At 67.3% G+C, this 25,175-nt stretch carries 13 protein-coding genes and 2 pseudogenes; 8 read left to right on the top strand and 7 right to left on the bottom strand.

From position 1 onward, the window contains the following. From ACFWY6_RS25940 to ACFWY6_RS25930, 3 genes are all read right to left on the bottom strand, one after another. Window positions 1-302, bottom strand: a 302-nt coding sequence (locus ACFWY6_RS25940; RefSeq protein WP_384694819.1) for a GTP-binding protein, incomplete at its 3' end; no start/stop codon positions are given. Between the two features lie 705 nt (window positions 303-1,007). Beyond that, a complete protein-coding gene (locus ACFWY6_RS25935; RefSeq protein WP_384694817.1) occupies window positions 1,008-1,802 on the bottom strand; it encodes a hypothetical protein in 795 nt (264 codons plus the stop codon). Then, window positions 1,799-3,214: an AAA family ATPase gene (locus tag ACFWY6_RS25930; protein ID WP_384694814.1), complete on the bottom strand. Its 1,416-nt coding sequence runs from the start codon at window positions 3,212-3,214 to the stop codon at window positions 1,799-1,801. Before ACFWY6_RS25930 ends, ACFWY6_RS25935 begins: the two co-directional genes overlap by 4 nt. A 160-nt stretch (window positions 3,215-3,374) precedes the next feature. Between ACFWY6_RS25930 and ACFWY6_RS25925 the strand changes: the two genes are divergently transcribed. From ACFWY6_RS25925 to ACFWY6_RS25895, 7 genes and pseudogenes are all read left to right on the top strand, one after another. Further along, complete coding sequence (locus tag ACFWY6_RS25925) at window positions 3,375-6,272, top strand: DEAD/DEAH box helicase family protein (protein WP_384694811.1); 2,898 nt, start codon at window positions 3,375-3,377, stop codon at window positions 6,270-6,272. Then, window positions 6,269-7,750 carry a restriction endonuclease subunit S gene (locus ACFWY6_RS25920; RefSeq protein WP_384694808.1) on the top strand — a complete coding sequence of 494 codons (1,482 nt, stop codon included), beginning with the start codon at window positions 6,269-6,271 and terminating at the stop codon, window positions 7,748-7,750. Before ACFWY6_RS25925 ends, ACFWY6_RS25920 begins: the two co-directional genes overlap by 4 nt. After that, on the top strand, window positions 7,747-9,333 hold the full coding sequence (locus tag ACFWY6_RS25915; protein ID WP_384694805.1) for an N-6 DNA methylase: 1,587 nt from the start codon (window positions 7,747-7,749) through the stop codon (window positions 9,331-9,333). The genes ACFWY6_RS25920 and ACFWY6_RS25915 overlap by 4 nt, the downstream gene beginning before the upstream one ends. A gap of 107 nt (window positions 9,334-9,440) precedes the next feature. Further along, window positions 9,441-9,983, top strand: a pseudogene (locus ACFWY6_RS25910) (HAD family hydrolase); the annotation flags it as partial. Window positions 9,984-10,374: 391 nt separating this feature from the next. Then, the gene (locus tag ACFWY6_RS25905) at window positions 10,375-11,538 is read left to right on the top strand and encodes a hypothetical protein (RefSeq protein WP_384694802.1); all 1,164 of its coding nucleotides are present in this window, start codon (window positions 10,375-10,377) and stop codon (window positions 11,536-11,538) included. Beyond that, complete coding sequence (locus tag ACFWY6_RS25900; RefSeq protein ID WP_384694799.1) at window positions 11,535-14,885, top strand: hypothetical protein; 3,351 nt, start codon at window positions 11,535-11,537, stop codon at window positions 14,883-14,885. The genes ACFWY6_RS25905 and ACFWY6_RS25900 overlap by 4 nt, the downstream gene beginning before the upstream one ends. Further along, the gene (locus tag ACFWY6_RS25895; protein WP_384694796.1) at window positions 14,879-17,551 is read left to right on the top strand and encodes an RNaseH domain-containing protein; all 2,673 of its coding nucleotides are present in this window, start codon (window positions 14,879-14,881) and stop codon (window positions 17,549-17,551) included. The genes ACFWY6_RS25900 and ACFWY6_RS25895 overlap by 7 nt, the downstream gene beginning before the upstream one ends. Before the next feature lie 427 nt (window positions 17,552-17,978). On the opposite strand, the gene ACFWY6_RS25890 is transcribed toward ACFWY6_RS25895, so the two are convergent. From ACFWY6_RS25890 to ACFWY6_RS25880, 3 genes are read right to left on the bottom strand one after another with little or no spacing between them, the layout of a single operon-like run. Further along, window positions 17,979-19,055: a tetratricopeptide repeat protein gene (locus ACFWY6_RS25890; protein WP_384694793.1), complete on the bottom strand. Its 1,077-nt coding sequence runs from the start codon at window positions 19,053-19,055 to the stop codon at window positions 17,979-17,981. After that, window positions 19,052-20,335 carry an AAA family ATPase gene (locus ACFWY6_RS25885; protein WP_384694790.1) on the bottom strand — a complete coding sequence of 428 codons (1,284 nt, stop codon included), beginning with the start codon at window positions 20,333-20,335 and terminating at the stop codon, window positions 19,052-19,054. The genes ACFWY6_RS25890 and ACFWY6_RS25885 overlap by 4 nt, the downstream gene beginning before the upstream one ends. 59 nt (window positions 20,336-20,394) lie before the next feature. Continuing rightward, window positions 20,395-21,819, bottom strand: coding sequence for a DUF6177 family protein (locus tag ACFWY6_RS25880; protein ID WP_384694787.1), 1,425 nt, complete (start codon window positions 21,817-21,819; stop codon window positions 20,395-20,397). Between the two features lie 233 nt (window positions 21,820-22,052). Here ACFWY6_RS25880 and ACFWY6_RS25875 point away from each other — a divergent pair, with 233 nt between their 5' ends. After that, complete coding sequence (locus tag ACFWY6_RS25875) at window positions 22,053-23,297, top strand: IS110 family transposase (protein ID WP_384694784.1); 1,245 nt, start codon at window positions 22,053-22,055, stop codon at window positions 23,295-23,297. Between the two features lie 17 nt (window positions 23,298-23,314). Here the strand turns inward: ACFWY6_RS25875 and eccCb are convergent. Further along, window positions 23,315-25,153, bottom strand: a pseudogene (gene eccCb / locus ACFWY6_RS25870) (type VII secretion protein EccCb); the annotation flags it as partial. Window positions 25,154-25,175 lie beyond the last annotated feature (22 nt).

Genomic DNA, 25,175 nt, shown 5'->3' with positions numbered 1-25,175 from the left:
TGGGCGGCGCCGGTGACCATGTTCTTTACGTAGTCGGCGTGGCCCGGCATGTCCACGTGCGCGTAGTGCCGGGTGTCGGTCTCGTACTCGACGTGGGCGATGTTGATGGTGATGCCGCGCTGTGCCTCCTCGGGGGCGCGGTCGATGCGGTCGAAGGGCACGTACTGGGTACTGCTGCCGGTGCCGCGCTCGGCGAGGACCTTGGTGATGGCGGCGGTCAGGGTGGTCTTGCCGTGGTCGACATGGCCCATCGTGCCGATGTTGAGGTGCGGTTTCGTGCGGACGTAAGCCGTCTTGGACATGGCGGTTCCTTCTGGGGAACTCGAAGCAGAAGTCCTGGGCGCACGTCATCGCGTACGCGCTCGGGACGGGGACCCCGGGGCCGAACCGACCCTCCCCCTAGGGGGTCCGCCGGAGTGTCCGGGGAGGGTCAGCGTCGGGCGCCGTCGACGGGAAGTGCGGCGCAGAGGAAGACGGCAGCCTGCGCAGCGACCGCGACTGCGGTCGAAGCTGCGGGGAAGGCATACCGGAACATGTCGCAGATCATCGCCGATCGGGCCGTGCGGGGCGAACGGTTTTCTCGGCAGGGCAGTTATCGATGGCACAGAACCCGGCGTACAGCCCGACGCGTCTGTCTTTATGGCCCTGACCAGGGGTTTCTCCTTGGTCAGGGCCATATCTCTTGCGGAGGCGCTTCCCGCTTCTACCTGCGGTTTCCCGGGAGTTCCCGCGTGGGTGTGCACTGTGTGTGCACGCAGGTGGGGCGATCGTAAGGGTCTACAGGAGGGCGACGGCGCGCGCAGGTTCGATTCCTTGGCAGGGGACGTGGGGATGGGGGAAGCCGGTGGTCGGGGGCGGACGCCTGGTGATCCAGACGGTCGTCCGGGCGAATCGGTAGACCGATGACTCCTTGCCGCAGGTTCGTGCTCTGGCGGGAGCCGCGACAGGGCGAGCTGGCTCAGGCGGCGGCCACGACCCAGCATCGGTGTCCTTCGCGGGTGAGCTGATCAGTGGTTGGTTGTAGGTGTGGCGGAGACGGGGAATTCGACGAGGGTCGCAGCACGCAATTCTTCGTCGCGGAGCAGGGGCAGCACCCAGGGTGGCTCGTCCCTCATGACAATGTCTGCGCCCGGTAGCACGGCCTGGCGCAGCATTGCTTGCCACACGTCTGCAAACGGCTGGAGGGTCAGTAGGCCGAGTGCTGCACGCATGCCCTTCTCGTCGTCGTCGCGGCGGGCCTGCCCCCAGTTGTGCAGGACCACCCAGGCGTTCTCGTGAGCTCGTTTCCGGGCTTCGGGAAACCGCCGCGCGGGCAGATTCAGTCCCAGCAGCTCGATGGTCGATTCTCCCTTGGCAGTCGGGCTGCGGTAGATGCCCTCCCTGAGGTTGAGGACGAGGTGGGCGAAGGGGTCGTCGCGTGTCGGGTCTACCAGCAGGGGCTCGCCGGTCTCCTCGTCGCACTTCCACCATGTCCCCTTGTACTTGCTATTACAGGGGCCGCACGCCAGCAGGTGGTTGGTCCAGCGGAAGGTCTGGAGGGAGTTGTGCTCGCGTGGCTCGAAGTGTTCGATGTCGGTACCGGTGCAGCTGCCGCAGTACATGCAGCAGCCGAGGATGCCTGGGGCCATGCGGCGCAGTACTTCGCGCAGGGCCTTCTTGACGTCGCCCTCTCCGTCCCACAGGTTGTCCGCGTATTTCTTGCGCGCCCCGCTTGCTACGTCTCTAAGTCCGATGCGCTTGGTGAGGATGGTCATCCGCGCGCTGACGTCCTCGGGCAGCGAGAGGCGTTGGATCGGGATCACGCGTCGCGCCTCTGGGAAAGCCGGTAGCGCTCCATCACTTCGTCGACTCGGGCCACGGGGGAACTGGAGAGGCGGTCGCGGAGTCGTAGGTATTCCTCGGTCTGCCCGGTATTGGCACGGCCGAGAAGGACGTCGTACTCCAACTCGGCCAGCCTGTCCCGCAGTTCACGTGCCTGTTCGGAGTAGGGCGAGTCGAGGCCGAACAGGGCCGACAGCGCCGCGTCATCCCCAGTTCCGTACACGATCCGCCCATACAGTTCTTCGTCCACCACCTGTGGCGGCTGGTGCTCGTTTGATCCGGGGAGCCGGATCAGTCCACCCGGGTCGGCTGCCTGGCAGATGTAAGGGCTGTGGGTGGTGACGATGAACTGGATCGCCGGGAAGTGTGTGGTGAGCCACTGCCCGATGCGCTTTTGCCAGGTCATGTGCAGGTGCGCGTCGATCTCGTCGATGAGTACCACGCCCGGGTGCGGTAGCACGACCGTGCCGCTGTTGCGCTCCTCGAACTCGAGGGTCCCGTACGCGGCGTGCATCTGGCGAACGATGTCCAGGACCAGGGCGACTACGGTCCGCTGCCCGTCGCTCATCCGCCGGAGTTCGACACGGGCGCCCTCCGGGCCGCTGTCGCCGTGGCGCCGTAGCCACATCCCCTCCGAGTCGACGTCCTCGATGCGGTAGCCGTCCGGCAGCAACCCGTCGTCGGCGCCGGTGTTGAGCAGCCGGAGCACTCCGGCCTTGAGCTCGCCGATGCCGGGGCGGTGCTCCAGTGAGCGCAGATGGAGGGAGAGGAGCCAGTCAAAGGCCTCGGTGAGGGCCGACTGCTCCTCGAAGAGGGTGCGCAGCGCGCTGGCCCGGTCGAGCTGCTGCGGAGCACGCTCATACAGGCCTGTGCCGGTGAGGCGCCGGAAGGGTCCGTAGGCGGCGCAGAACCAGCCGGGTGGCGGGGCCGAGGACCAGAGGGAGGAGTTGAGGGGACGGGGGGCCGTGAAGACCACCTCGGTGGGCGGTTCGAAGTCTTCGACGAGCTCGTCGAAGAGCCCGGCGGCCTGCTCGGGTCGCCAGTCGAGCCGTGCCTCGGACAGTCCGTGCGTGCCCGGGGCCATCGCATCGGCGGCCGGGTCCGCGAGGACAGTGATCACCGCTGAACCGCGGGTAGCGCTGTGGGTCAGGTATTCCTCGAGTTCCGGTTCCAGCTGGTGTGCCCGGCGTCCTCCGGTCAGCGTGAGCGCGAGCATGCGCAGCAGGGTGGTCTTGCCCGAGCCGTTCCGCCCCGCCAAGACGGTCCAGCCCGCGTGCCCGCCGCCGGGCCGCGTGAAATCGAGGTCGCAGGCGCGCGGGCCGTGGAAGCCACGTACCCCGTCGACCTTGAGCCTCGCCACGTACACCGGCCAGTCCTTCCCTCGGCGTGACATCTCGTACGCCGTGTGTGATGTCGCCCACTGTACGGACTGCCGATGACAACGGCAGTCCTGGGCCTGATCTTTGCGTACGTTCCCAGGACGCGTGCACCGGCTGCTGTAATCGGTGCACGGACAACGACTCGGTCCGGGCAGGGACGTGTTGGGAGGGACCATGAGCGGTGCGGCGCCAGAGTGGGCCGGGACAGTGGAAGCGGACCTGACCGCTTCGGGATGGCGGGTCTACGCGCCCGGCGAGCGCGAACTTGGTGTCGCTCATGAGGCGGTGCGCTCCCCGGTCTCGCCCAGCCTGGTCCTGTTCACGCTGTATGTGCAGCGTCGGCTGTGCGGGATTGTCGCCGCCGGTCCCGTGCAGAGCGATGAGCAGGCCTTGCTCGACATCGCCGCTGAACAGGCCGCCCGGATCGCGGGCCGACACTCCGACCGGGCCTGGCGGGGCGCGCGGCCTCTGCCGTTTCAGTACGCCACCAACGGCGCCACTTGGCGGTTCCGGAACGCGTTGGACGCCGAACACTTCGACGGTGCCCCTGCCCCGGGCGGCCCTGATGGTGGTGCCCGGAGTCGGCGCATATTCGCCCCGCATCAGCCCGCCACCGTGGAACGCTGGATGCGGGAGGCCGAGCGGGCGCCGACCGCCCCGACCTTCCGGGCCCGTCTCCGCAGGCTTCCCGCCGCCCGCCTCGACCACAAGCGGCTGCGGTCCGCGCAGTACCGGTCCATCAAGGCGCTGGAGAAGTCCCTGGCCCGTGACGACCAGCGGGCCCTGATCCAGATGGCGACGGGGGCGGGCAAGACGTACGCCGTCGTTCAGAGTAGTTACCGCCTGTTGCGGCACGCGGGCGCCAACCGGGTGTTGTTCCTGGTGGACCGCAACAACCTGGGCAGACAGGCGTACAACGAGTACCGGGACTTCGTTCCGCTCGGTGCCAGGACGCCCTTGCATGAGCAGATGCCCCTTCGGTTGTTCAGCAGGGGCGCGGTCGCGGACTCCGACAAGATCGTCATCTCCACGATCCAGCGGCTTTGGTGCAAGCTCACCGGAATCCCCGTGCCAGCCGAGGACGACGAGAATTTCGAGAGGGAGCGGGCCGACCGGTTGGCGGGCCCTGTGGCATCCGTGGGCTACTGCCGCGACCTGCCGCCCGATTTCTTCGACGTGATCGTGGTCGACGAGTGCCATCGGTCGATCTACGGACGGTGGCGCCCGGTCCTGGAGTACTTCGACGCCCATGTGGTCGGTCTGACCGCGACGCCGATCCAGCAGACCTTCGCGTTCTTCGACAACAACCTGGTCAGTCAGTACACCTCCGAGCAGGCCGTCGCCGATGCCGTGAACGTCGACTACGACATCTACAAGATCGACACAAGGATCACCCAGCAGGGCTCGGTCATTCCTGCGCTGAATAGGGAGGTGCATCCCGACGCTACGGTCCAGCAGGTCAACTCCGTCGTCGCCAAGATCCACAAGCTGACCCGGGCCGAGCAGTGGCAGACCGTGGAGGAGGACGACCCCTACGCCCGTACCGAGGTCAATCACCGGGTGCGTTCCAAGGACCAGATCCGCCTGGTCGTGGAGACCTTCCGGGACAAACTCTTCACCGAGATCTTCCCACCGACCGTTGATCAGGAGACCGGCGAGGTTCAGAGCCGGGAGATCGTTCCCAAGACTCTCTTCTTCGCCCAGAACGACCTGCATGCCGACGCGATCGTGGAGGCCGTATGCACCGCGTTCGGGGCTGGGGACGGCTTCTGCCGGAAAATCACCAGCCAGGCCTCCCGCCCCGACAAGGCATTGTCCGACTTCCGGAACAAACGCGACCTGCGCATCGCCGTGACCGTCGACATGATCGCCACCGGCACGGACATCCCTGCCCTGGAGTGCCTGGTCTTCATGCGAGACATCCAGACCTGGTCGTACTTCGAGCAGATGAAGGGGCGCGGGGCCCGCACCATCAAGGGCTCCGATCTGGTGAAGGTGACGGCGGACGCCGTTCACAAGGACAGGTTCGTGATCGTCGACGCGGTGCGCGTCACCGAGCACCCCAAGACCGATGCCCGACCGCTGGTGCGGGACGACGCCAGGCCTGTGCCGAGTCTGGAGCGCCTCCTGAGCGCCTGCGAGAAGGGCGAACTCGTCCATCCCGATGACATCGCTACCCTCGCCGGCCGCCTCAGCCGTCTCGGACGCCGCCTCGACGAGCGGGGCCGAGCGGCCATCGAGGAGCATCTGGAGCCCGACCGGACGTATGAGGAGCTGGTTCGCTCTCTCGTTCGGGCCGCCGATACCGAGCCGCCTGCGGTGGTACGTGCCGAGAGCCCGGCACCGGACGAGCTGGACGCGTCCGAGGAGATCACCGATGCCGTGGACCTGCTGGCCGCGAGTGAACAACTGCGGGCCGCGCTCCTCAAAGCCGCCCAGGACAGCTGGCTGTTGGTCGACCACCTCAGCCAGGACCAGCTGCTTGAAGCCCGCGGCCTACGAGACGAAGAGGAGGCCCGCCGGGTCGTCGACGACTGGCGTGCGTACATGGCCGAGCACGCGGACGAGATGCTGCCGCTGCGGCTCGCCTTTCAGGAGCGACGGCCGCCCCGCGAGGTGCTTCGTGAACTTCGCGAGCTGATCGGTAAGGTCAGGGCGACCCGGCGCGAGTGGACCGAGGCCAGGCTCTGGAAAGCGTACGTCGACCTGGAGATCGCCCGAGGTGCTGCGAGGCGGAACGCCGGATTGGTCGAGTTCCTCTCCGTCATGCGCTACGAACTAGGACTCGATGGGAAAGAGTTTCGGCCATATCGCAGTACGGTTGAGGGCCGCCTCGAAGCGTGGCTCTCCCGGCAGGAGACATCTGGCGTCGTTTTCGACGATCGGCAGCGGGTGTGGCTGCGGCAGGTGGTGAACGTGGTGGCGGCCAACGCCACGCTGTCGGTTGCCTCACTGGATGAGGGGCGACGGGCGGCGGTCGGCGGCTACGGCGACTTCGTGGACGCTTTCAAGGACAGCCGGTGGCAGCCGGGTGAGCTGGTGGACGAGTTGGACAGGGAACTGGGTGCGTGAGCGGGAGCAAGGCTGAGGGGATCGGCGCGGCCGATAGAGCGCGACTGCCGGACGGGTGGGCGTGGGCGACGGTAGCCGAGGTCGGTGACGTCGAGCTCGGTCGATCCCGGCATCCTGACTGGCACGAAGGCCCTGAGATGCGGCCCTACCTGCGTGTGTCCAACGTTTTCGAGGACCGCATCGACGCGACAGGTATGAAGGAGATGGACTTCTCCGGTGTCTTCGACAAGTATCGCCTGCAACTGGGCGACGTTCTGCTGAACGAAGGGCAGAGTCCCCACCTTGTGGGCCGTCCCGCCATGTATCGAGGCGAGCCCGCAAACGTGGCGTACACCAACAGCCTTATCCGCTTCCGAGGCAACACCGGGATCTTGCCCGCATGGGCGCTGCTCGTCTTCCGTAACCATCTGCATTCAGGTCGTTTTATGCGTGAGGTTCGGATCACGACGAACATCGCGCATCTGTCAGCGGCAAGGCTGAAGGCCGTGGAATTCCCGGTCCCCCCTACCGCCGAACAACACCGCATCGCCGCCGCCCTCGACACCCGCATGGCCCGTCTCAACACGATCGAGACCGCGGTGGACGCTGCCCGCCGAGACATTGCCGCCCTGCGCAAGGCCGTCCTCCTGGACGCCGTACCGGAGCCAGAGCACTGGCCCGCGCACTGGACGGCAACGACCACAGGCAAGGCCGGAACCGTCGAGCTGGGGCGTGCCCGGCACCCGGACTGGCACACCGGCCCGAAGGTACGCCCGTACCTGCGCGTCGCGAATGTCTTCGAGGACCGCATCGACGCCAGCGACGTCAAGGACATGGACTTCTCCGGGGTGTTCGACAAGTATCGCTTGGCGCCGGGCGACATCCTGCTGAACGAGGGACAGAGCCCTCACCTCGTGGGCCGTCCCGCTATGTACTGCGGCATCCCCGAAGGGGTTGCCTTCACCAACAGCCTGCTGCGCTTCCGCGCGGGCGACGGCGTGCTGCCCGGCTGGGCGCTCCTGGTGTTTCGCCGCCATCTGCACGCCAGACGCTTCATGCGTGAGGTGCGCATCACGACGAACCTTGCTCATCTCAGCGGGGCCCGTCTGAAGGGGGTTGAGTTCCCGGTACCTCCGCTGGAGGAACAGCAGCGGTTGATCCGTACGGTCAAGCGGCGCCTTGCTTCCCTTGACCGCATTGAGCAGGGCTTGGACCGAGCCGCCCAGCACAACTCGGCTCTGCGTCGAGCCCTGCTCTCCGAGGCGTTCTCCGGCCGTCTCGTCGAGCAAGACCCCGCTGACGAGTCTGCGGAAGAGCTGCTTAAGCGAATCCGTGTCGAGCGCGAGGCGGCCGAGGCCGAACGCAAAGCCGCTCGGAAGGCAGCTCGCGCTGCCCGGAAGGCGCAAACGGGTACCCTTCCTCCGCCTCCCATCAGCACGGACGACACCACCCTCGCCGACGGCGAACAGACCGCCCTCCCTCTGGAGTTCAGCTCGTGAATCAGGAAGCCCGCCGCCTCGTAGAGCGCCTGTGGAACTACTGCAACGTTTTGCGGGACGACGGCGTCTCCGCCTCTAGCTACCTGGAGCAGCTCAGCCTCCTGGTCTTCCTGAAGATGGCAGACGAGACGGAGCAGCTCAACGCCCATCGGCCCAATCCTGCCGATCACGAGCACATGCTGCCCACCACTCCTGAGTGGCAGGGGCGCGGCTGGCCCGAGCTCATTGACCTCGAGGGTGATCCGCTGGAGGAGGCGTACAGCAAGGTGCTGACGGACCTCGGCCGCCGCAGCGACCAGAATGACCACACCACGCTCAGCCTGATCTTCAACCGGGCCCGCAACCACATCGAGAACCCGGCGCACCTCCGCCGGCTGATCGTTGATCTCATCGACAAGGAGAAGTGGCGCAACTCCCGTTCGGACATCAATGGTGCCGCGTACGAGGCCCTGATCGCCCGCAGCGCGCAGGACACCAAGGCCGGGGCGGGGCAGTACTTCACCCCGCGTGTGCTGATCGAGTCCATCGTGCGGTGCATGCGTCCGACGCAGCACGACACGATCACCGACCCGGCCTGCGGGACCGGCGGCTTTCTCGTCGCCGCGTACGAATACATCCTGCGGGAAGAGGGCGACGATCTGCCGGACGATGCCCTGCATCACCTGCGCACGAAGGCGATCTGGGGCCACGAGATCGTGCCGGCGACCGCGCGCCTCGCCGCGATGAACTGCCTTCTGCACTCGCTCGGTGACCCGACGGGGGAACCGATCATCGAGGTCGGTGACGCTCTGGCTAAGCCCCCCGAGCGGCACGCCAGCCTGGTCCTGGCAAATCCGCCCTTTGGTCGCAAGTCGGGGATCAACGTGTCCGGCAAGGAAGCCGACGCCGAAGCTGAGGACCGGGACAGCGTGACGTACAACCGCCCGGATTTCTGGGTGGGTGAACAGACCACGACCAACAAGCAGTTGAACTTCCTCCAGCACATCGGCACCCAGCTAACCGACAAGGGGCGGGCGGCCGTGATCGTTCCTGATGGAGTGCTGTACGAGGGCGGCCCCGGAAGCGTGGGCGACCTGGTCCGCCGCGAACTACTCACCGGCTACAACCTGCACACCATGCTGCGCCTTCCAGAGAACATCTTCTACGCCGGCGGCGTGAAGGCCCACGTTCTTTTCTTCGAAGCAGTATCCGAACACCGCGCGGACGATGACCCGCCCCACACCTCCCATGTGTGGACCTACGACCTGCGCACCGGCAGCCGCTTCACCCTCAAGAAGAACCCGATGAAGCCCGAGCACCTGGCCGACTTCGAGAAGCAGGCGTTCGACCCGTCCGACCCGGCCCGCAAGCACCGCGAGGAGTCCGACCGGTTCCGCCGCCACAGCGCAGCCGAGCTCCTCGCTGCGAAGCAGGTGAACCTGGACGTCGCCCGTCTCAGCCCCGAGGCCCAGGCGGCCGAGCAACTCCCTTCGTCCATCGATGAATTGACCAAGTCCGTGGCCGGGGATCTCCGCTTGGCTTTGGCGGAAATTGAGGCCTTCGCTCAGGAGCTCGACGTTGACCTCACCACGGCGCAGGAGTGAGCTGGCACAGGTTGCTTCCATGACCTGTCCTGCGCTCGCCGATCGACCGTGGCGCAGGTCCAGGTCGTACTCACTCACCCGGCTGCCGCCTCTGGCGCGGATACGATTTGAATCGCCCTGCAGCCCAGCGTGATGCACCTCTGGTCCGAGACCATCGCTATTAGGCGTCGTGGGCGGACTGGATTGGCACCCCTCGCCATACCTTGTCTGCCCTTGTCGGCGCTGTTGTCGCGCAAGGTAAGGACATTGACGAGGCTCTGCGCCTGCTCGAACCGGGAATCGACATCGCCGCCGCATCCGAAGCCCGCGAGGCGGCGGGCCGGAGCGAGTGCCTCGACGAGAGCGACTTGTACGAGGACGTGCGGCCAGCTCTCACTGCACTCCGCGAGCGCGGCGGGCAGGTCATCGGCGCAGGAAACCAGACGGTGAAGGCAGGCGGCCTGCTGCGGGCGCTCGGTCTGCCCGCTGACCTGGTCGTCACGTCCGGTGACGGGGGCGTGGCAAAGCCGTCTGGAGCGTTCTCCGATTGGCTCGTCATCGAGACCGGGGTGCCCGCCGAGCACGTCATGTACGTAGGCGACCACCCGCACAACGACGTGTTCTCCGCCCGCGGCGCTGGGCTAGTGACCGCGCACCTACGGCGCGGCCCCTAAGGGTGTTTGTGGGCCGATGCCCCCGACACCGTGACGGCGGCAGACTTCTCCGCTCCCCGACCCCGATCAGGGCGCCCAGGTCATGACCATGCTTCGCATCATGGGACTCGGATTCCGCGCGGCCGCGGTCGTCGGAGCTGGCCCGCCTGGTGTCCGGTGTCCGCGGTGGAAGCGGCACAGGCGGTGGGGTATCACCCGGGCGGGTGAAACTCTGATTCTTTCTCCTGCCTCCACTGACCGTAAACAGCCTGGTCAGTCCGGTGGTAGGCCTTCGAGGTCGTGACACGCTGGCGGACATGCTTGTGATCGCGCGCTCGTCACTCCGACACGATTACCTCCATCACGCAGAGCTCTCTGTCAAGAACACTCAGTAAAGTGAGATGGAGGAGTGACGGTGCTCGATGCCGTTATGAGCCGGCGCCGAACCATGCTGGTCAGCGCCACGATTCGCCTTGGGTACGCCTGGATGATCCGGCGCGAGGAATCCCGGGCCTGGCGCGAAGTAATGAGCATGACCGGGGTGGTCAACTCGATCCTCGGCGCCGGTCGAGAAGCCCTGACCCCGGCTGAACTCGTCGACCAGCTATCGAGGAATCCACTTCGGTATATCGCTCCCGAAGCCTTCGAGGATGATCCCCTGGGGCAGGTCACGATCCTGGAGTGGGGTGAGATCAGCGACGACGTCTACTCCGACGGATGCTCGGCGATCGTGTCGCTGCTTGAGCGAGGTGATCGCGGTCGAGGTTGGATGCCCACCTGGACATGGATGCAGCACGAGATCATCGAAAACGAGGCGTTTCTCGGACTCAAGGCGGGGGCGAGCGATGCGGACTACGTGATTCGGCGACGGTTCACGACCGAGCACCCGGCCGGTGAACGGGAGCGCATTGCTGACGCGTGCAGCGATGCCGGGATTTTGCCTCCAGTCCGCTACGTGCCCCTTCCACCGGATCGCGCTCATGAGGGGCGCTACTGGTGGCCCTGCCCTGTGTGTCAGTGGCCTATGCGCGTCAACGGGGCGTCTGTGCGCTGCAGTTACCGAGCTCACAACGCTGAGTACGCCGTCCGGAATCTGAAGGGCGGTCAGCCTCCCAGGCTCCGTCCCCGGGACGACACGGTGCGCAGGCAGCCAGCGGCCAAGGTCGTCTACCGGGACGGCGACCGCCAGACGGTCTGCGTCGAATTCCCCGTGTGGCGGTTCATCGTCGTACCGGGTATCGAGGAGCTCAAGTTTTACAAGCGGTGGGACGGTAAACCGCCGCTCATTGTCGAGCTCTGGCCGCGCCAGGATCTCTACGACGTGAGGTTCGCCATCGAGGAGCTGGACTGGACGCTGGCGCTTGATCTCAAGGATGTCGCCAGTGCCTCCGCCCTTGCCGACGAGATCGCCAAGAAGCCGCTCGCCGCGAAGACCATCGTCCTCCCGGATCATCGGGGCACTGCGCAGCGCGCGGAACTGCAGGACCTACTGCCCGATTACACCGTCCTCATGGTCGATGACGTGAACCGGATCGTGAAGAAGAAGCTCGCCGAGGCGAGGCGGGTTCGGTGAAGGACGAACGCGAACGCGATGGTCTCGGACGGGGCCAGTCCCGCCTCGTGTCACGGCTGGTTGCCTGCGCTTGTGCCTGTGCACAGGCGTACTTCCCCGAGGGACGGTCGCGTACCACGCTGACGGCCGCGCAGTACTTGTTGACGGGGAAGTACGATGCCTGGGCAGCCTTCGCGGGCCTTCCTCTGGAGGATCAGCGTCGTCTCAGTCGCCTGCTCGCCCACAGGGCGAACCAGCTGGCGAACGACACAGCGTTTCGCGATTACGCCGACGCGAACTTCTTTGAGCGCCGTGTTCCGGGCTTCCGTCTGCAGGACGGGGAAGAAGAGGTAGTCGGCCACCATGGTCTTGACCCTCGGACCTGTGCCGACCAGCTGTTGGCCGAGATGGACGATATCCGGGTGTCCCAGCAGGTCCTGAGCGCGATCGCGAAACCAGGGGAGTACACCCACACGCTGCGCGTACCGATGGCAGGGCGCCAGAAGGCCCCCGTACTCGCGTACTACACCTTCGAAGAGCACCAAGCGCCGCCGCGTCAGCCACAATCGGTCCCGCTGCACACCGCCCCGGAACTTGCCGAGGCGGTGCTCAAGGTTGAGGACTTCTTGCAGCTGAATGCAGAGCTTGACGAAGGGAAAGGGAACGCCTTCCGGGCCGAGACCCTCGGTCCCTTCTTCAAGAAGATGCGGACCGTGCGGGGAGAAGACGTCGATCGCGCCATGAGGTTGCGGGCGGGCCCGACCACTGTGCTGAGCGCCCCGACGGGCTCAGGGAAGAGCGTCCTCCTTCGGAGCTACGCGACCTGGGCAGTGCAGGAGGGGCACACTGTGGCCCTGGTCGTCGACACCAACGCGAACGCGCTGAAACTCACTCACGCAATCGAGCGGGACCTTGAAGGGTGGGGTGTCCGGGAGCGGTTGGGGGTGGATGCCTCGGCGGCGGTGGTCCCGCTGATGTCGCCGAACAGCCTGATGCGGGAACTGGACCGAGCAGTCAAGGGGGCACATGACCCGGACTACATTGACTGGGTCTTCGCCCGGATCGGCTATTCCTGCCAACTGCCCGCGTGCGCCTCGGTAGATGAAGCCGTAGACACATGGGTACCGGGAGGAGAGCCCTGCACGAAGTTGACCCCCGTACGTCCCGAGCGCGGAGAGCCCTACCGGAGCATGCCCGCTCCGAAGGTCTGCCCCTTCATGCAGGGCTGCGGGAAGTTTCGGCTCGCCCGGCAGGCTGGATCGGCTCACATCATCGTGACCACGCACGCCAACCTCTACGAGGGACGCATGCACATCCCCATGGAGATGGATGACGGGACGGTGGACGAGAAGGTCAGCGTCGAGAAGTTCCTCATGACGCGAGCCCAAGTCGTCCTCATCGACGAGCTCGATGCCTTCCAGTCGACGGTGATGGACCGGTCCGGGCGGGGATTGACTTTGGCGTGGGGCGACCGTGGTCACGATCGCCCCCTTTTGGAAGTGGACACTCAGCTTGTCAGTGCGTTCGGTCGGCTTCCCGGAGCCCTGGAAGAACGAACACGATCGAACGTGTCGGAGTGCAGGCGCCTGGCCGAGACCTACACCATGCATCTGGCCCGCGGCGATCTGGCTCTGAGCGATCAGCTCCCGGAGGATCCGCACCAGAAGCCGCGCAAACAGCGAGGCGGTCGACGATGGATCGTCCCCCAGCGCTGGGATGGATGGCTAGGCAGGCACCTTGCTGCCTTCCTCGCCGACGACGTGTCCAAAGTGTCGCCCGAGCCCGATCCGCGGGATGCCGCAGGGGCGGCGGTGCTCATGGAAGCGGTGTACGACAGCAAGATCGCGACCTATCTTCTCCCTGAGCACGTTCGCGAGTTCGCGCGGCTGGTGCGCTCGATCACCGCTGCCGCCGACGCCGCGGGAGTCCGGGAGGACGCCCGCGGTGAGCTGTTCGAAGCACTGACCTCCTGGATCCCCGCGTCGAAAACCCGAGCAGCGGTGATCGACCGGCTGGTACGCAGGATGTTCCTCGTCCCGCTGAGGGGCATGCTGTACAGCTTCGTTCACGACGCGCCGCAGCTCAAACTCGCCGGCGTCCCCGCGGCAGAGGAGATCACCCAGGCTCTGGGTGGCTACGAGAATTGGAGGGCAATTCCGCACGGCCCTCTCGGACGGCTGGTGTTTGCCTTCACCGAGGACCACAACCCCAAGTCACCTCACGAGACCAAACTGAGTGCCGCAGCGTTCGGCGGTGACCCACACCGCTACGTCACCTCACTGGGGCAGATCACCGCACTCGCTCACTCAGGGCACCCGCGGGTCGTCCTCGGGCTTTCGGCGACCGCCTACATGCCGGGCGCACATCGGCACCACATCCACATCCGCCCCGAGTTCATCGTGCCGGACGAGGGCTCGTCGGTGGTCATCGACGCCCGTGCCATCCCGGACCTGGCGGGTGAAATGATCCGGATCTCGGGGCTCACCGGCAAGAAGAGACGGGAGGCCACGAGACAGCTCGGCATGAGGCTGTGGAGTGAACTCTCGCGAGAGCTCGAAGACCTCGGCGAGCCAGACATCCCTGGCGTCCAGGACGCGATCCTGCTCGCCACGACCTCCTATCAGAGTTGCCGCGACCTGGCCGAAGGGATGCGCGCCGCCGGTGCGCCACCCGGCTTGATCGCCGTCGCGGTGAAGCCTGACGCGGATGCCGACACGGCAACTGAGGTGGAAGCCGAGGACCGGCCCTGGATCGAGATCGCCGGTGACCAGCTGGAGGACTTCGGGGCCCGCCCGCACACGCGCATCCTCATCGCTCCACTCAAGCGCGCCGAACGCAGCCTCAACATCCTCACACCGGGTGAGCGCCGCTCCCGGATCGGCTCCATCTGGCTCGCGGTACGCCCCATGTCGATCGTCGACGACCCCGACGAGCTGCTTGCCCACGTGGGCGCCAGAGCCCTCGATGATCATCGCGTCCACGACAAGCCATGGCTCGAACTCGCGCGATCCAAGAAGACGTCCGGCCAATACTTCGACGAACTGCTGAGCAGCGAGCGCTACTTCAGCGCGTTGCCTCGCCGCGCCAAGAAGGCCATCGCCGCCGAGCTCATCGCCTCCATCATCCAGCTGGTCGGCCGTGCGCGCCGTGGAGGCACACCGGGGCGGATTCGCCTCGTCGACTACGCCTTCCTGGACCCCAAGGGCAACTCCGACCTGCCCAGCCTCATCCGGCAACTCCGTGCTGACTGGGCCGGCTCCGGTGAACTCGACACCATGCTCACCACCAACGGCGAGGCACTTCGGGCCTTCTTCACCTTCGCCGACAACCACAAAGTCACCGCAGACTCATTGGACACCGCATGCTGACCTCCCTGGCCTACCTCCTCGCCCCTGAGCGCCTCGGCACCGTAGTCCTCTACCGACTGAACGAGGACTTCGCCGAGGCATGGAGTCAGCTGCCTCGCTACCGCGACAACGACACCTCCAAGCCGATCCGTCCCGCGTACGCAGGGCTCGCCACAGCGCTTTCCGCGGTGACCAGCCAGCCCATCGTGATCATGCCGGACGTCGACGTTCCACCCGACGACGACCGTGCAGTTCCCACCGTCCTGGCCACGACCAAGCCCATCGCGCCACGTCTGCTGACGCGGGCTGTCCGCAGCTGGGAACAACTCATTCACGGCGGCACGGACGCCAACACCCTCTCTCCGCTGTTGGCGCAGAGTGAAATGGACAAGCCTAAGCTCGGATCCTTCATCCGTGACGCGTCCTCTGGCCGGCCACGAGCGCCACAGTGGTTCTACAAAGTCGCCGCGTGGAACTTCGCCGCCGCAGTCGCGCGTGAACCGCTCCACCTGCCCGCCGGCACCGCAAACGCAGGGCGGCGCATCGAATGGCTGATGGACACCAGAGGCAGCCTGCTCGCCTGGGACCACGTCCTGGAAGGCAAGACGGAGCGACCGGCGAGGACCGGCTACGCGATGCACAAGCTCGACTTCCGGGTCATCACGCTGCCCGGCGAGCCGCGGATCGGCATCCACGTCCTGCCCACCTTCAGCAGACTGGCCACGCACTGGGCTGGCACCCGCACCGCATTCGTCGAACGCGGAAAGAACAACACCGTGCTCCGCCTCCCCGTCGGTCACCGCCGAACCGGCGAAGGATGGGAGCCGTACGCACGCAACTTCGCCGCCCAAGTCGTCGCTGCCTGCAATCTGGAAGCCATCCAGCTCGGTACCAACGAGAACCTCGCCAAGGTGAGTGGATCGGTGCGGGCCCTGGTGCCTGGTCCCACCGAACATCCGCTGGGTAAGGGCACAGGAACTCGTTTCAACCTCTACCTCGCCAATCATGTGAAGAGGGCTGCGTCGAGGCTGAAAGCCGAGCAGCTCGTGTACGAACGAACCGACGTCGAGGTGGTCCGTCACAGGAAGGGGCCCGTCGCGCGGGAAGATCTCGACCACGCTCTGAGCGGCACGGGACAGGACCAGGTACGGATCCTCGCCCTGTACGACGACGAGTACACGCGTGAGCGCATGATCACCGCGCTTACCCCGTACCTTGAGGAGCCGGAGCAGGCGGAGGAGTGGGGGGACAACACCGACCACCGGCTTACGCACCGGATGTGCGTGCAGCTGCGGCGCTTGCCTGCTCTGACCTCGCCTACGCCGGTCGACTGGGATCGTGAACTCTTCTTCCTCGCACCGCTTACGCACAGCATGCTCACTGGCGTATGGGTCGAGACGATCTGGAATCCCAAGAAGCGCACCCCTCGCAGGGGACAACAGGCCGATGCCTATGACCCGAAGCAGGATCTCCGCAGGCACTTCCATCGGCGGGGAGCTGTCTCCCAGTTCATCGCTCAGCGTCCCCGGCCGAAGCCTTCGAAGCCTGAAGACGACGACGGTATCTCCCAAGACCCGGAGGTGAGCACCGACCTCACGACCGTGGCAGGCAACGTTGATGCAGAGCCGCAGGTGGGCGAGGAAGCCTCGAAGCCCAAGCCCAAGCCCAAGCGGCCGCGTCTGGACTACCCAGCCATCAACGGACTGCGTGACCTGATGTTCCGTCTCGGGGCTGTTGACGGACGCCTTGCCGAGGGCGTTGCGCTAGATTGCCCCACGATCCTGGTCGGGCTGCACCTACGCCAGCAGCGAGTCAGCGCGAAGTTCGGCTCCGCGGACAAGACACAGATGGTGGAGGTCCTCACAGCTCTGCACACCGACCCAGACCCGCACAAGCCCTGGCGACTGGAGATGTACAGCCGCCGCGACCACGCCTGGGTATCCCTTCCCCAAGGAGAGGCATCCTTCGGCGCCGGCTCGATCGGCGTGGACCAGCACGCCCGCCACAAAGAAGGCGCGGCGCTGGTCCGTGAGCACATCAAAGCCGCGCTGCGGATTCTGCCCGGACAGACCCCCCTCGTCATCTTCGTGGACACGGAAGCCTGCCGGACCATCTGGCCGGGACTACAGCACGCCCAACTCGACGAAGCCACACTCCCCACCGAAGGTCTCGACGGCAGCGGCCGCTCGGTCGCTGTGGTCAGCATCAACACCTCGTACGGCGAGGTCCCCACGCCCGTCGACCGCGCCGACGCCCGGGGACGACGTGACCCGGCGCGGCCGCAAGCCCCTGACGACTGGCTGCACGCACGAACAACATCCACAGGGGTGACGAGCTGGTACTTCGCCCAGAAATCGCGCAGTTACGACGGCTTCGGCCAAACGGCCATCAACGGCAGCACGTACACCCGCTTCACGATCCCCGAGGACCTGAGAGGGACGCTGCTACGCAAGGACTGGCACAGCTTCACTGCCACTCAGATCACTGTGCCGCAGCCAGGCGAGCACGATGCGAAGGACCTTGCCGCACTAGCAGCGGCCCTGTGTCACCAGTCTCTCGCCTGGGATGCACGCACCCGTCATCCCGTCCCGCTGCACGTTGCCGGCGCCGTTGACCGGAACCACCCCGAGTACCGGGGCTCCAGCTTTGAAACCGCGACCGACCAGTCCGGTGAGGATGCCTCCTGATCGCCTAGGTCGACGCTACGCACTGTCGTGTTCTTGTCGAGTTGCGTCAGGGTCCACAGTGAGCCGGTCCTCAGTCAGCCGTCGATGCCAAGCATCTTCAGTCAGAGGCCGATGCCAATCCGTGCACCATGGACATGGTTGAGCACATCACGTTCGTCATGCGAGAGGCTCTAAGCGGTTCTGGTGAAGTTTGCTGCTGGCTCTTGGATGCGGGTTCGTTGGCGGGCCAGTGCCCGTTCCACAGCAGTGATGGTGGCTTCGATGCTGGTGTGGGCACACAGGGGGGGAACCTGCTGGCCTACGCAGGGCAGCTGGCAGCACAACCCGCCACGCCCGCCACGCACACGGGGCCTCAAGGAATCCGGCGCCTGAGCTCTGGTGGGCCGTAACATGATGGCGCGTAGGCCTGCGCCCCGTCTGGTCTTCCTCAGGCGGCTTCTTTCTTGTCGAACCAGAGGGTGCAGAACGTCGTCAACAGTCCTGCACCGAGGAGGATTTGGGGCACGGTGCGGTCGGTCCACGGTACGAGTGCGATGAGCAGGGCGCAGAGCGTGGTGATGAAGGCCTGTCCGAGGACGATACGGGCCCACACGCCGCGGCGGGCCAGGGACCAGATGTTCCGTTGTACGCCGGTGCTCAGCTTCCGGTAGCGCCACCAGGTCCCGAATCCCCATACCGCGGTCATGAGTACGCAGGCCCAGAGGCGGGCGGCGGGTGGAACCGGCAGCTCCAGACGCGTGTCCCTCGCCGTGGGCAGGACGTCCACTGTCAATCCCGCGATCGCCAGGCAGGTCAGTGCCAGCCAGCGGGTGCCGCGCAGCATGCGGTAGACGGCGCGGTCGAGCCAGAGGTGAAGGTCTTGTTCTGAGTTCGGTGTCGCGGTGAGAGCGGCGGCGTAGATGTCTGCGGCTTCGGCGGGTTTGATGCCGGGCGCACTGCCCTGGGAGTGACTTGCCCAGGCCAGGGCCATGTCGTCCTGCGGGTCGAGGCGTAGCCACTGGGGCAGGGCTTGCTCCACGATGTCGTGCCGGCCGATCCGGTGTGCGGCCAGGCAGAGGACCTTGTAGGCGTCCGGCTGGTCCGGTCCCAGTCGAACTGCCTCTTGGGCCGCCTCGAACGCCTCGTAGTAGGCAGTGGGGGGATGGGGAGGATGAATACTGAGGACCAGGGACAGGGCGGAGTGCGTCCACCATCGCCCCGGCTGCAGGCGGACTGCCTCGCGGGCCGCTGCGGTTGCCTCGGGGAGACGGTTTTGAGGCCACAGCACTTTGGACAGCTGGGTGTATGCGCCGCAGTGTTCAGGGTTGAGGCGGAGGACCTCGTTGAAGGCCCGTTCTGCTTCGGGATACTCCTTCAGGTTCGCGTGTGAGGTGGCGAGGACGTTCCAGGCCTCAAGGTCGTCCGGGTCCTCGGCGAGGCATTGAGACAGCAGCGCTTTGGCGTCGTCGTATCGGCCAACTTCGAACAGAGCTTCGGCCCGGTCCCTCTGGGGGTAGGTGGTCACAGCTTGCGCTTCTTCCTCAGGTAGGCGACCAGGTCGTCGTACATGCCGCCCTCATTGGCGAACATGGCGACGTTACGGGCGGCGGCGAACCACGGTTCGGTCGAGGGCGCGGTGGCCTTCGCCGCGTGCAACAGGTCTTTCATGCTGATCATGCGGATTGTGCCGGTGCGTGCGGAGTCGAGCAGGGCGTTTTCGGCGGCCGCCTCGCAGAGGTGGGCGAGGTCGGCGCCGGACAGGCCGTCGGTGGCCTTGGCGAGTTTTCCCAAGTCGATGCTCTCGATGGGGCGTTCGCGCAGGTGGTAGCGGAGGATTGCCTCGCGGGCCGGGGCGTCGGGCGGCAGGACCAGGAGGGTTCGGTCCAGGCGTCCGGGGCGGCGCAGGGCGATGTCGACGTCCCAGGGGACGTTGGTGGCGGCGAGGACGAAGACGCCTTCGTTGGCGGCGGAGTCGATGCCGTCCAGCTCGGTGAGGAGCTGGTTGACGGTGTTGCGCATGCCGCTGTGGGCGGTGCGGCTGCGTTTGGCGCCGAGCGCGTCCAGCTCGTCGAGGAAGACGACGCAGGGTGCTTGGCGGCGGGCGGTCTGGAAGATCTCGTGCATGTTGCGTTCGGAGTTGCCGATCCACATGTCGAGTACGTCGTTGACCGATACGGACAGGAAGTTCGCGCCGAGCTCGCCGGCGATGGCGCGGGCGATGAAGGTCTTGCCGCAGCCTGGCGGGCCGTATAGGAGCAGTCCGCCGCGCAGGCTCTTGCCGTACAGCTTGCGCAGTTCGGGGTTGCGCATGGGCGCGAGGAAGGCGGCTTCGAGGCGTTCCTTGACGTCCTGCATGCCGCCGACGTCGGCGAGCCGTACGGGGCCGGGTGCGGTGACGTCCCAGGCGGCCGCGTCGCCGGGGTCGCCGTTGCCGTCGGTGCTGAGCGGGGCCTCGACGAAGCGGGGCGGGATGGCGTCGCCGATCTGGTCCTCGGCGGCCTGCCAGTTGAAGCCGGTGCGGGGGCCAGTGTCGGTGGGCTGGTGCGCCGGGGCTTGTGCGGGTTGGGGTGTGACGTTCTGCGGCGGTGTGGACGGGCTGGAGGGGCTCATGGCGCGGGTCATGAGGTCGCGTACGAGCGGATCGCCCGGTGCGTGCTGGAGCGCGACGGCCGTCTCCGTGACAGCCGCATCGTGGTGACCGGCGTCCAGCAGCAGCTCGGCGAGGTGCACTCGCAGAGGGACGTCGCTGGGGGCTGCCGCGACGGCTGTGCGCAGGCTCTGGATCAGAGGGGATTCCTCCGGCATGGTCGACTTTCTGCGTAGGTGATGAGTGAGGCGGTCCGGTGTTCCCTGTTCGCCCTGGATCACCGGGGTGATCTGGCCGGTCCTGGGGCGGCTTTGAGGTGTTGGGTGAGCTGCTGGAGCGTGGTCCAGGCTTCGCCATTGGTGCCGTCACCCAAGGGGTAGTGGAGCGCGGGCTTGGCTGTGGGCCCGAGTTGGACGGGGCGCAGGCTCAGGGGCGGGCGGCTGGCATGCGGCAGGCCTGTTTCGTGTACGTCGTCCGGGCCGAGGGTGAGGGCGAGCGGGACCGGCGGGGCCTCGAAGTGGGGTGGGGCGGTGAGGTCGCGGCGGGCTCTGCGTAGGGACGTCAGCATGGTGGCCAGGCCGTGCTCGGCGACCAGGGTTTCCGCCAGGGGCCCGATCGCGTCGAGGGGCGGGGTCTCGTCGGGGCCGTAGCCCAGGGTGAGGGTGATGTCTTCCTCGATGCCGGTGGTGGTGCGGGTGATGCGGTGGGTGGCGATCGCGGGGCGGTCGGGGTGGCCGATGGCGAGCAGGTGGGTGGGGGCGGGGGCGCGGTCGCGGGCGAGGTCGGTCAACTGGCGGGTGGACCAGGGGAGGTTGATCGGCTCGGCGGTGCCCCAGCCGGCCGGGGGCGCTCCGGTGAGCGTTCGCCAGGCGGCCTCCAGGGAGCGGCCGAGGACGAGCTGTTCGTCGGCCGGATGCTCGGTTCGGAACGCGACGATCAGCTGGCGGTCGTCGGTCGGTGTGATCGTGGTGAAGGCCTCGGCTATGGCCGCCTGGCCGTCTGCGGTGCGGGCGGGGGCGAAGGTGCCGTCCTGCCAGCGCAGGACGGTCCCGGTCAGGCCGTCGTAGTAGCCGTCGGTGGGATCCTGGATGATCCAGCGGTTCGGGCTTTTGGCCAGGGTGGTGCGGGCGGGTGTGCTCAGCCGGACATGGGGCGGGGTGACGATCTGCAGGCTGAGAGCACTCTGGGTGGTGGTGCGCAGCACGTCGGAGAGCCACGTGGTCAGGGCGAGGACCGGCCGGTCGTGCAGGACGACGGCGGTCGAGTCGGTGAGGACATCCACCGTTGGCTGACCCGGAGCGGGGAGCGCGGTCAAGTCGGAGGTGGGAGGGACGACGTCGGTGGTGGCCGCTTCGGGTGGCCAGGTGGTGCCGCCGAGCAGGAGGGTCAGGCGCCCGCAGACGGAGCCCGCGAGGTGCCCCGCCTCTGGGGCGGAGGTGGTGGCGCGGGCTTCGGTCCACCAGAAGGGGCCGTCGGGCGCGGGGACTTGGTCGCCGAGCAGGCGCTGCGCCTCGCCGGGGACCTGGACGAGAACGGGTGCCTCGACCGAGACGAGGGGGCGTCCCCCGGTGCCGCAGAGCTGGATGACCGCGTCGTCGGCGGCGGTGGTCAGTTCCGCGTCGGGGCCGGCCGCGCCCAGGCCGGCCATCACGGTCCAGGTGTCGGGCATCTTGGGGGTGAGGGCGATGACGTCCTTGGTCACTGGGGGACCCTTTCTGTTGCGGGCCCTGTTGCAGGGTTCGTGGTTGGATGCCGGTGAGAGCCGGGGTGACGGCCGTCTTTGGTCGCTCTTGCAGGGCCCTCGTGACACTGCCGCCCCCGGCTCTTCCGGAGCTGTCGACCGGCAACAGAGGGACGCGCCACAGAGCCCCAGTCAGTGACCGCCCGGGGTTCAGCTTCGTCACCGGCCTTTCGCTGATCGGCGCGAGGAGAGCTGTGACACTGCCCCAAAGTGAGTACTACGTCGGGATCGACTGGGCGTCGAACGAGCACGCGGTGTGCGTACTGAACGAGGCCGGGCGGACCCGTTGTGCCTTCACGGTCCCGCACACTGCGGCGGGTTTCGTCGAACTGGTGCGCCGTCTGGGCAAGTTCGGTGATGCCGAGAGCACACCGGTGGCGATCGAGCGCCCTGATGGGCGGCTGGTGGACCGGCTGCTGGAGGCCGGGCATCCGGTGGTTCCGGTGAAGCCCAACGCCATCAAGGCCTGGCGGGATGCCGAGGTGTTGTCGGGCGCCAAGTCGGATCCGGGCGATGCCATGGTGATCGCCGAGTATCTGCGGCTGCGGCACCACAAGCTGAGTCAGGCCCGCCCGCTCAGCAATCAGACCAAGGCGTTGCGCACCGTGGTGCGCACCCGTGACGACGTGGTGCGGCTGCGGGTCATGGCCACCAACATGCTCTCCGCTCTGCTGGACGCCTTCTGGCCCGGTGCAGGGACGCTGTTCGCGGATGTCGAGTCGCCCATCGCGCTGGACTTCCTCGCCCGTTACCCCACCCCCGCCTCCGCCGCGGCCCTGGGTGAGAAGCGCATGGCGGCGTTCTGCGCCAAGCAGCACTACTGCGGTCGCCGCAGCCCCGCCCAGCTGGTCGAGCGTCTGCGTTCGGCCCCCGCGGGCGTGATGGACCCCGACCATGGCGAGGCCGGCCGCGACGCCGTGATCGCCCTGGTCGCGGTCCTGCGCACGCTGGGCACGGTCAAGAGGGACCTGGACCGCTCCGTGGCCGCGCATCTCGCCCAGCACCCCGACGGGCACATCTTCTCCTCGCTGCCCAGGGCAGGGCTGGTCAACGCCGCCCAGATCCTGGCCGAATGGGGTGACTCCCGCGCTGCCTACGCCGACGCGGACGCGATCGCGGCGTTCGCAGGCGTGGCCCCGGTCACCAGGGCGTCTGGACGCATGCGCGGGGTGTCCTTCCGCTGGGCCTGCAACAAGCGCCTGCGGAGCGCGTTGACGACCTTCGCGGGCAACAGCCGCCATAGCAGCCCTTGGGCCGCCGATGTCTATCAGCGGGCCCGTGCACGCGGCATGGACCATCCCCATGCAGTCCGTGTCCTGGCCCGCGCCTGGATCCGCGTGATTCACCGGTGCTGGCTCACCAGTGAGTCCTACCAGCCTGACCGGCACGGCGGACTGCAACGTCTCTCCGCCCCGCCACCGACGCTTCAAGCGGTGTGAGGTTGACACAGGGGGTGTCACGGGTGCTGGGTCTCCGTGTCGGTCTCTTCGGTCTCTGTGGCGAGGGCGGTCTGGATGAGCTGGTGGCGCCGTCCCCGGCGGACCAGGGTGCCGCGTCCGGGGGGTTGGGTGGAGGCGTAGAGGCCGGGGAAGAGCTGGCCCTCGGTGCGGTCGCCGGTCATGAGGAGGGCGGTGGCGCCGGTTTCGCGCAGGGTGGTGAGGAAGGGCTCGTACAGGGCGCGGGAGGATCCGGCGACGCGGCGGGTGATGACGAAGTGCAGGCCGATGTCGGGGGCGGAGGAGATGTAGGGCAGGAAGGGTGCCAGGGGTTGTTGGCCGGCGGTGGTGAGGATGTCGTAGTCGTCGACGAGGATGACGATGCGGGGGCCGGTGAAGGTGGGCCCGTTGGTGATCGTGTCCGGGTCGGCGGTCTCGGGGAGGCGCTTTTCGAGTTCGCCGGCGATGCCGGTGGCGAGGGCCTGGGCGAGTTTGGCGTTGTGGGCGTAGCCGCCGCGGTAGGGCTCGGGGACGGTGACGCGCAGGCCTCGGCGCGGGTCGAAGACGCCGAAGACCAGGTCCTTGTCGCCGTGGCGGTCGATGAGTTGGCGGGTGATGAGCTTGAGCAGGTTGGTCTTGCCGCATTCGTTGTCGCCGAGGACCAGGAGGTGCTGGTCGCCTCCGAACAGGTCGAGGTGGGCGGGGGCGAGGGCGTCCTGGTCGACGCCGAGCGGGATGCGGGCGGGCTCGGCGATCGGTGAGGGCAGTTTCGCGGCGGGCAGGGCGGTGGGCAACACCCGTACCGGGTCGGCGAGTTCGCCGTGCCAGCTGGCGCGGATGGTGCGCGCGGCGCTCTCCAGGGCGGGGCCGAGGTCGCCGGTGGTGCGGCGATGGTCGATGCGGGGCAGTGCCACCTGCGCGAAGAGCTTGCCGTCGGTGAGGACGCGGCCGGGGGTGTCGGCGGAGAGCGTTTCGGAGAGTTTGCGGTCGATGCTGGAGTCGGAGGGGTCGTTGAGGCGCAGTTCGACGCGGGTGCCGAACATGGACTGGGTGGCGATGCGGACGTCGTTCCAGCGCAGCATGCCCGCGACGATGTGGATGCCGTAGCCGCTGCCGCGTTTGAGGAGGTCGGCGACGGTGTCGTCGAGGTCGCTGAACTCGTCGCGCAGGGCGCCGAATCCGTCGATGAGGAGCACGATGTCGGTCGAGCCGATCTCACTGATCCGCCCCTGGGCCCGCAGGCGGCGCAACTGGTCGACGGAGTCGATCCCGTACTCCCGGAAGAGCTCTTCGCGCAGGGCGAGTTGGGCGCGCACCTCGGCGACGGTGCGGGCCGCGCGTTCGTGGTCGGCGCGTCCGGCGATGCCGCCGACGTGGGGAAGACCGGCGAGCGCGGAGAGTCCGCCGCCGACCAGGTCCAGGCCGTACACGGCGGCGTCGGCCGGGGTGTGGGTGAGGGCCAGGGAGAGCGCGAGGGTGCGCAGCAGGGTGGTCTTGCCGGACTGCGGGCCGCCGATGACGGCGGTGTGCCCGCCGGCGACGGTCAGGTCGAGGAACCAGGGCTCCTGCCACTGCTTGGCCGGGTCGTCCAGGACGCCCAGTGGTACGCGCATGGCGTCGCCCCGCTGGGCGAGGTGCAGCCCGTGCTCGGAGGCCTGGACCGGGCCTGCCGCGTCGGCGAGGGTGAGCGCGTCGGGCAGCGGGGGCAGCCAGATGCGGCGGACCGGGGGAGCGGCGGCGGCCAGCCGGTCGACCATGGTGGACAGGACGGTGGGGCCGGTCTCGCGCTCCCGCATGGAGGGTTCTTCGGCGGCGCCGGTCTCGGGGTCCTGACCGGTGTTGAAGGTGGGGTAGGGCCAGACCTAGGGGGCCTCATCTTCC

This window comes from Streptomyces sp. NPDC059037 (genome assembly GCF_042740015.1).
GTDB lineage: Bacteria > Actinomycetota > Actinomycetes > Streptomycetales > Streptomycetaceae > Streptomyces.
This window is presented reverse-complemented; position numbering and strand designations above follow the sequence as displayed.

Coding starts and splice junctions, on each gene's coding strand:
- ACFWY6_RS25930 (WP_384694814.1), bottom strand. CDS start 3,214: ATGTCACGCCGAGGGAAGGACTGGCCGGTGTACGTGGCGAGGCTCAAG.
- ACFWY6_RS25925 (WP_384694811.1), top strand. CDS start 3,375: ATGAGCGGTGCGGCGCCAGAGTGGGCCGGGACAGTGGAAGCGGACCTG.
- ACFWY6_RS25895 (WP_384694796.1), top strand. CDS start 14,879: ATGCTGACCTCCCTGGCCTACCTCCTCGCCCCTGAGCGCCTCGGCACC.
- ACFWY6_RS25885 (WP_384694790.1), bottom strand. CDS start 20,335: ATGCCGGAGGAATCCCCTCTGATCCAGAGCCTGCGCACAGCCGTCGCG.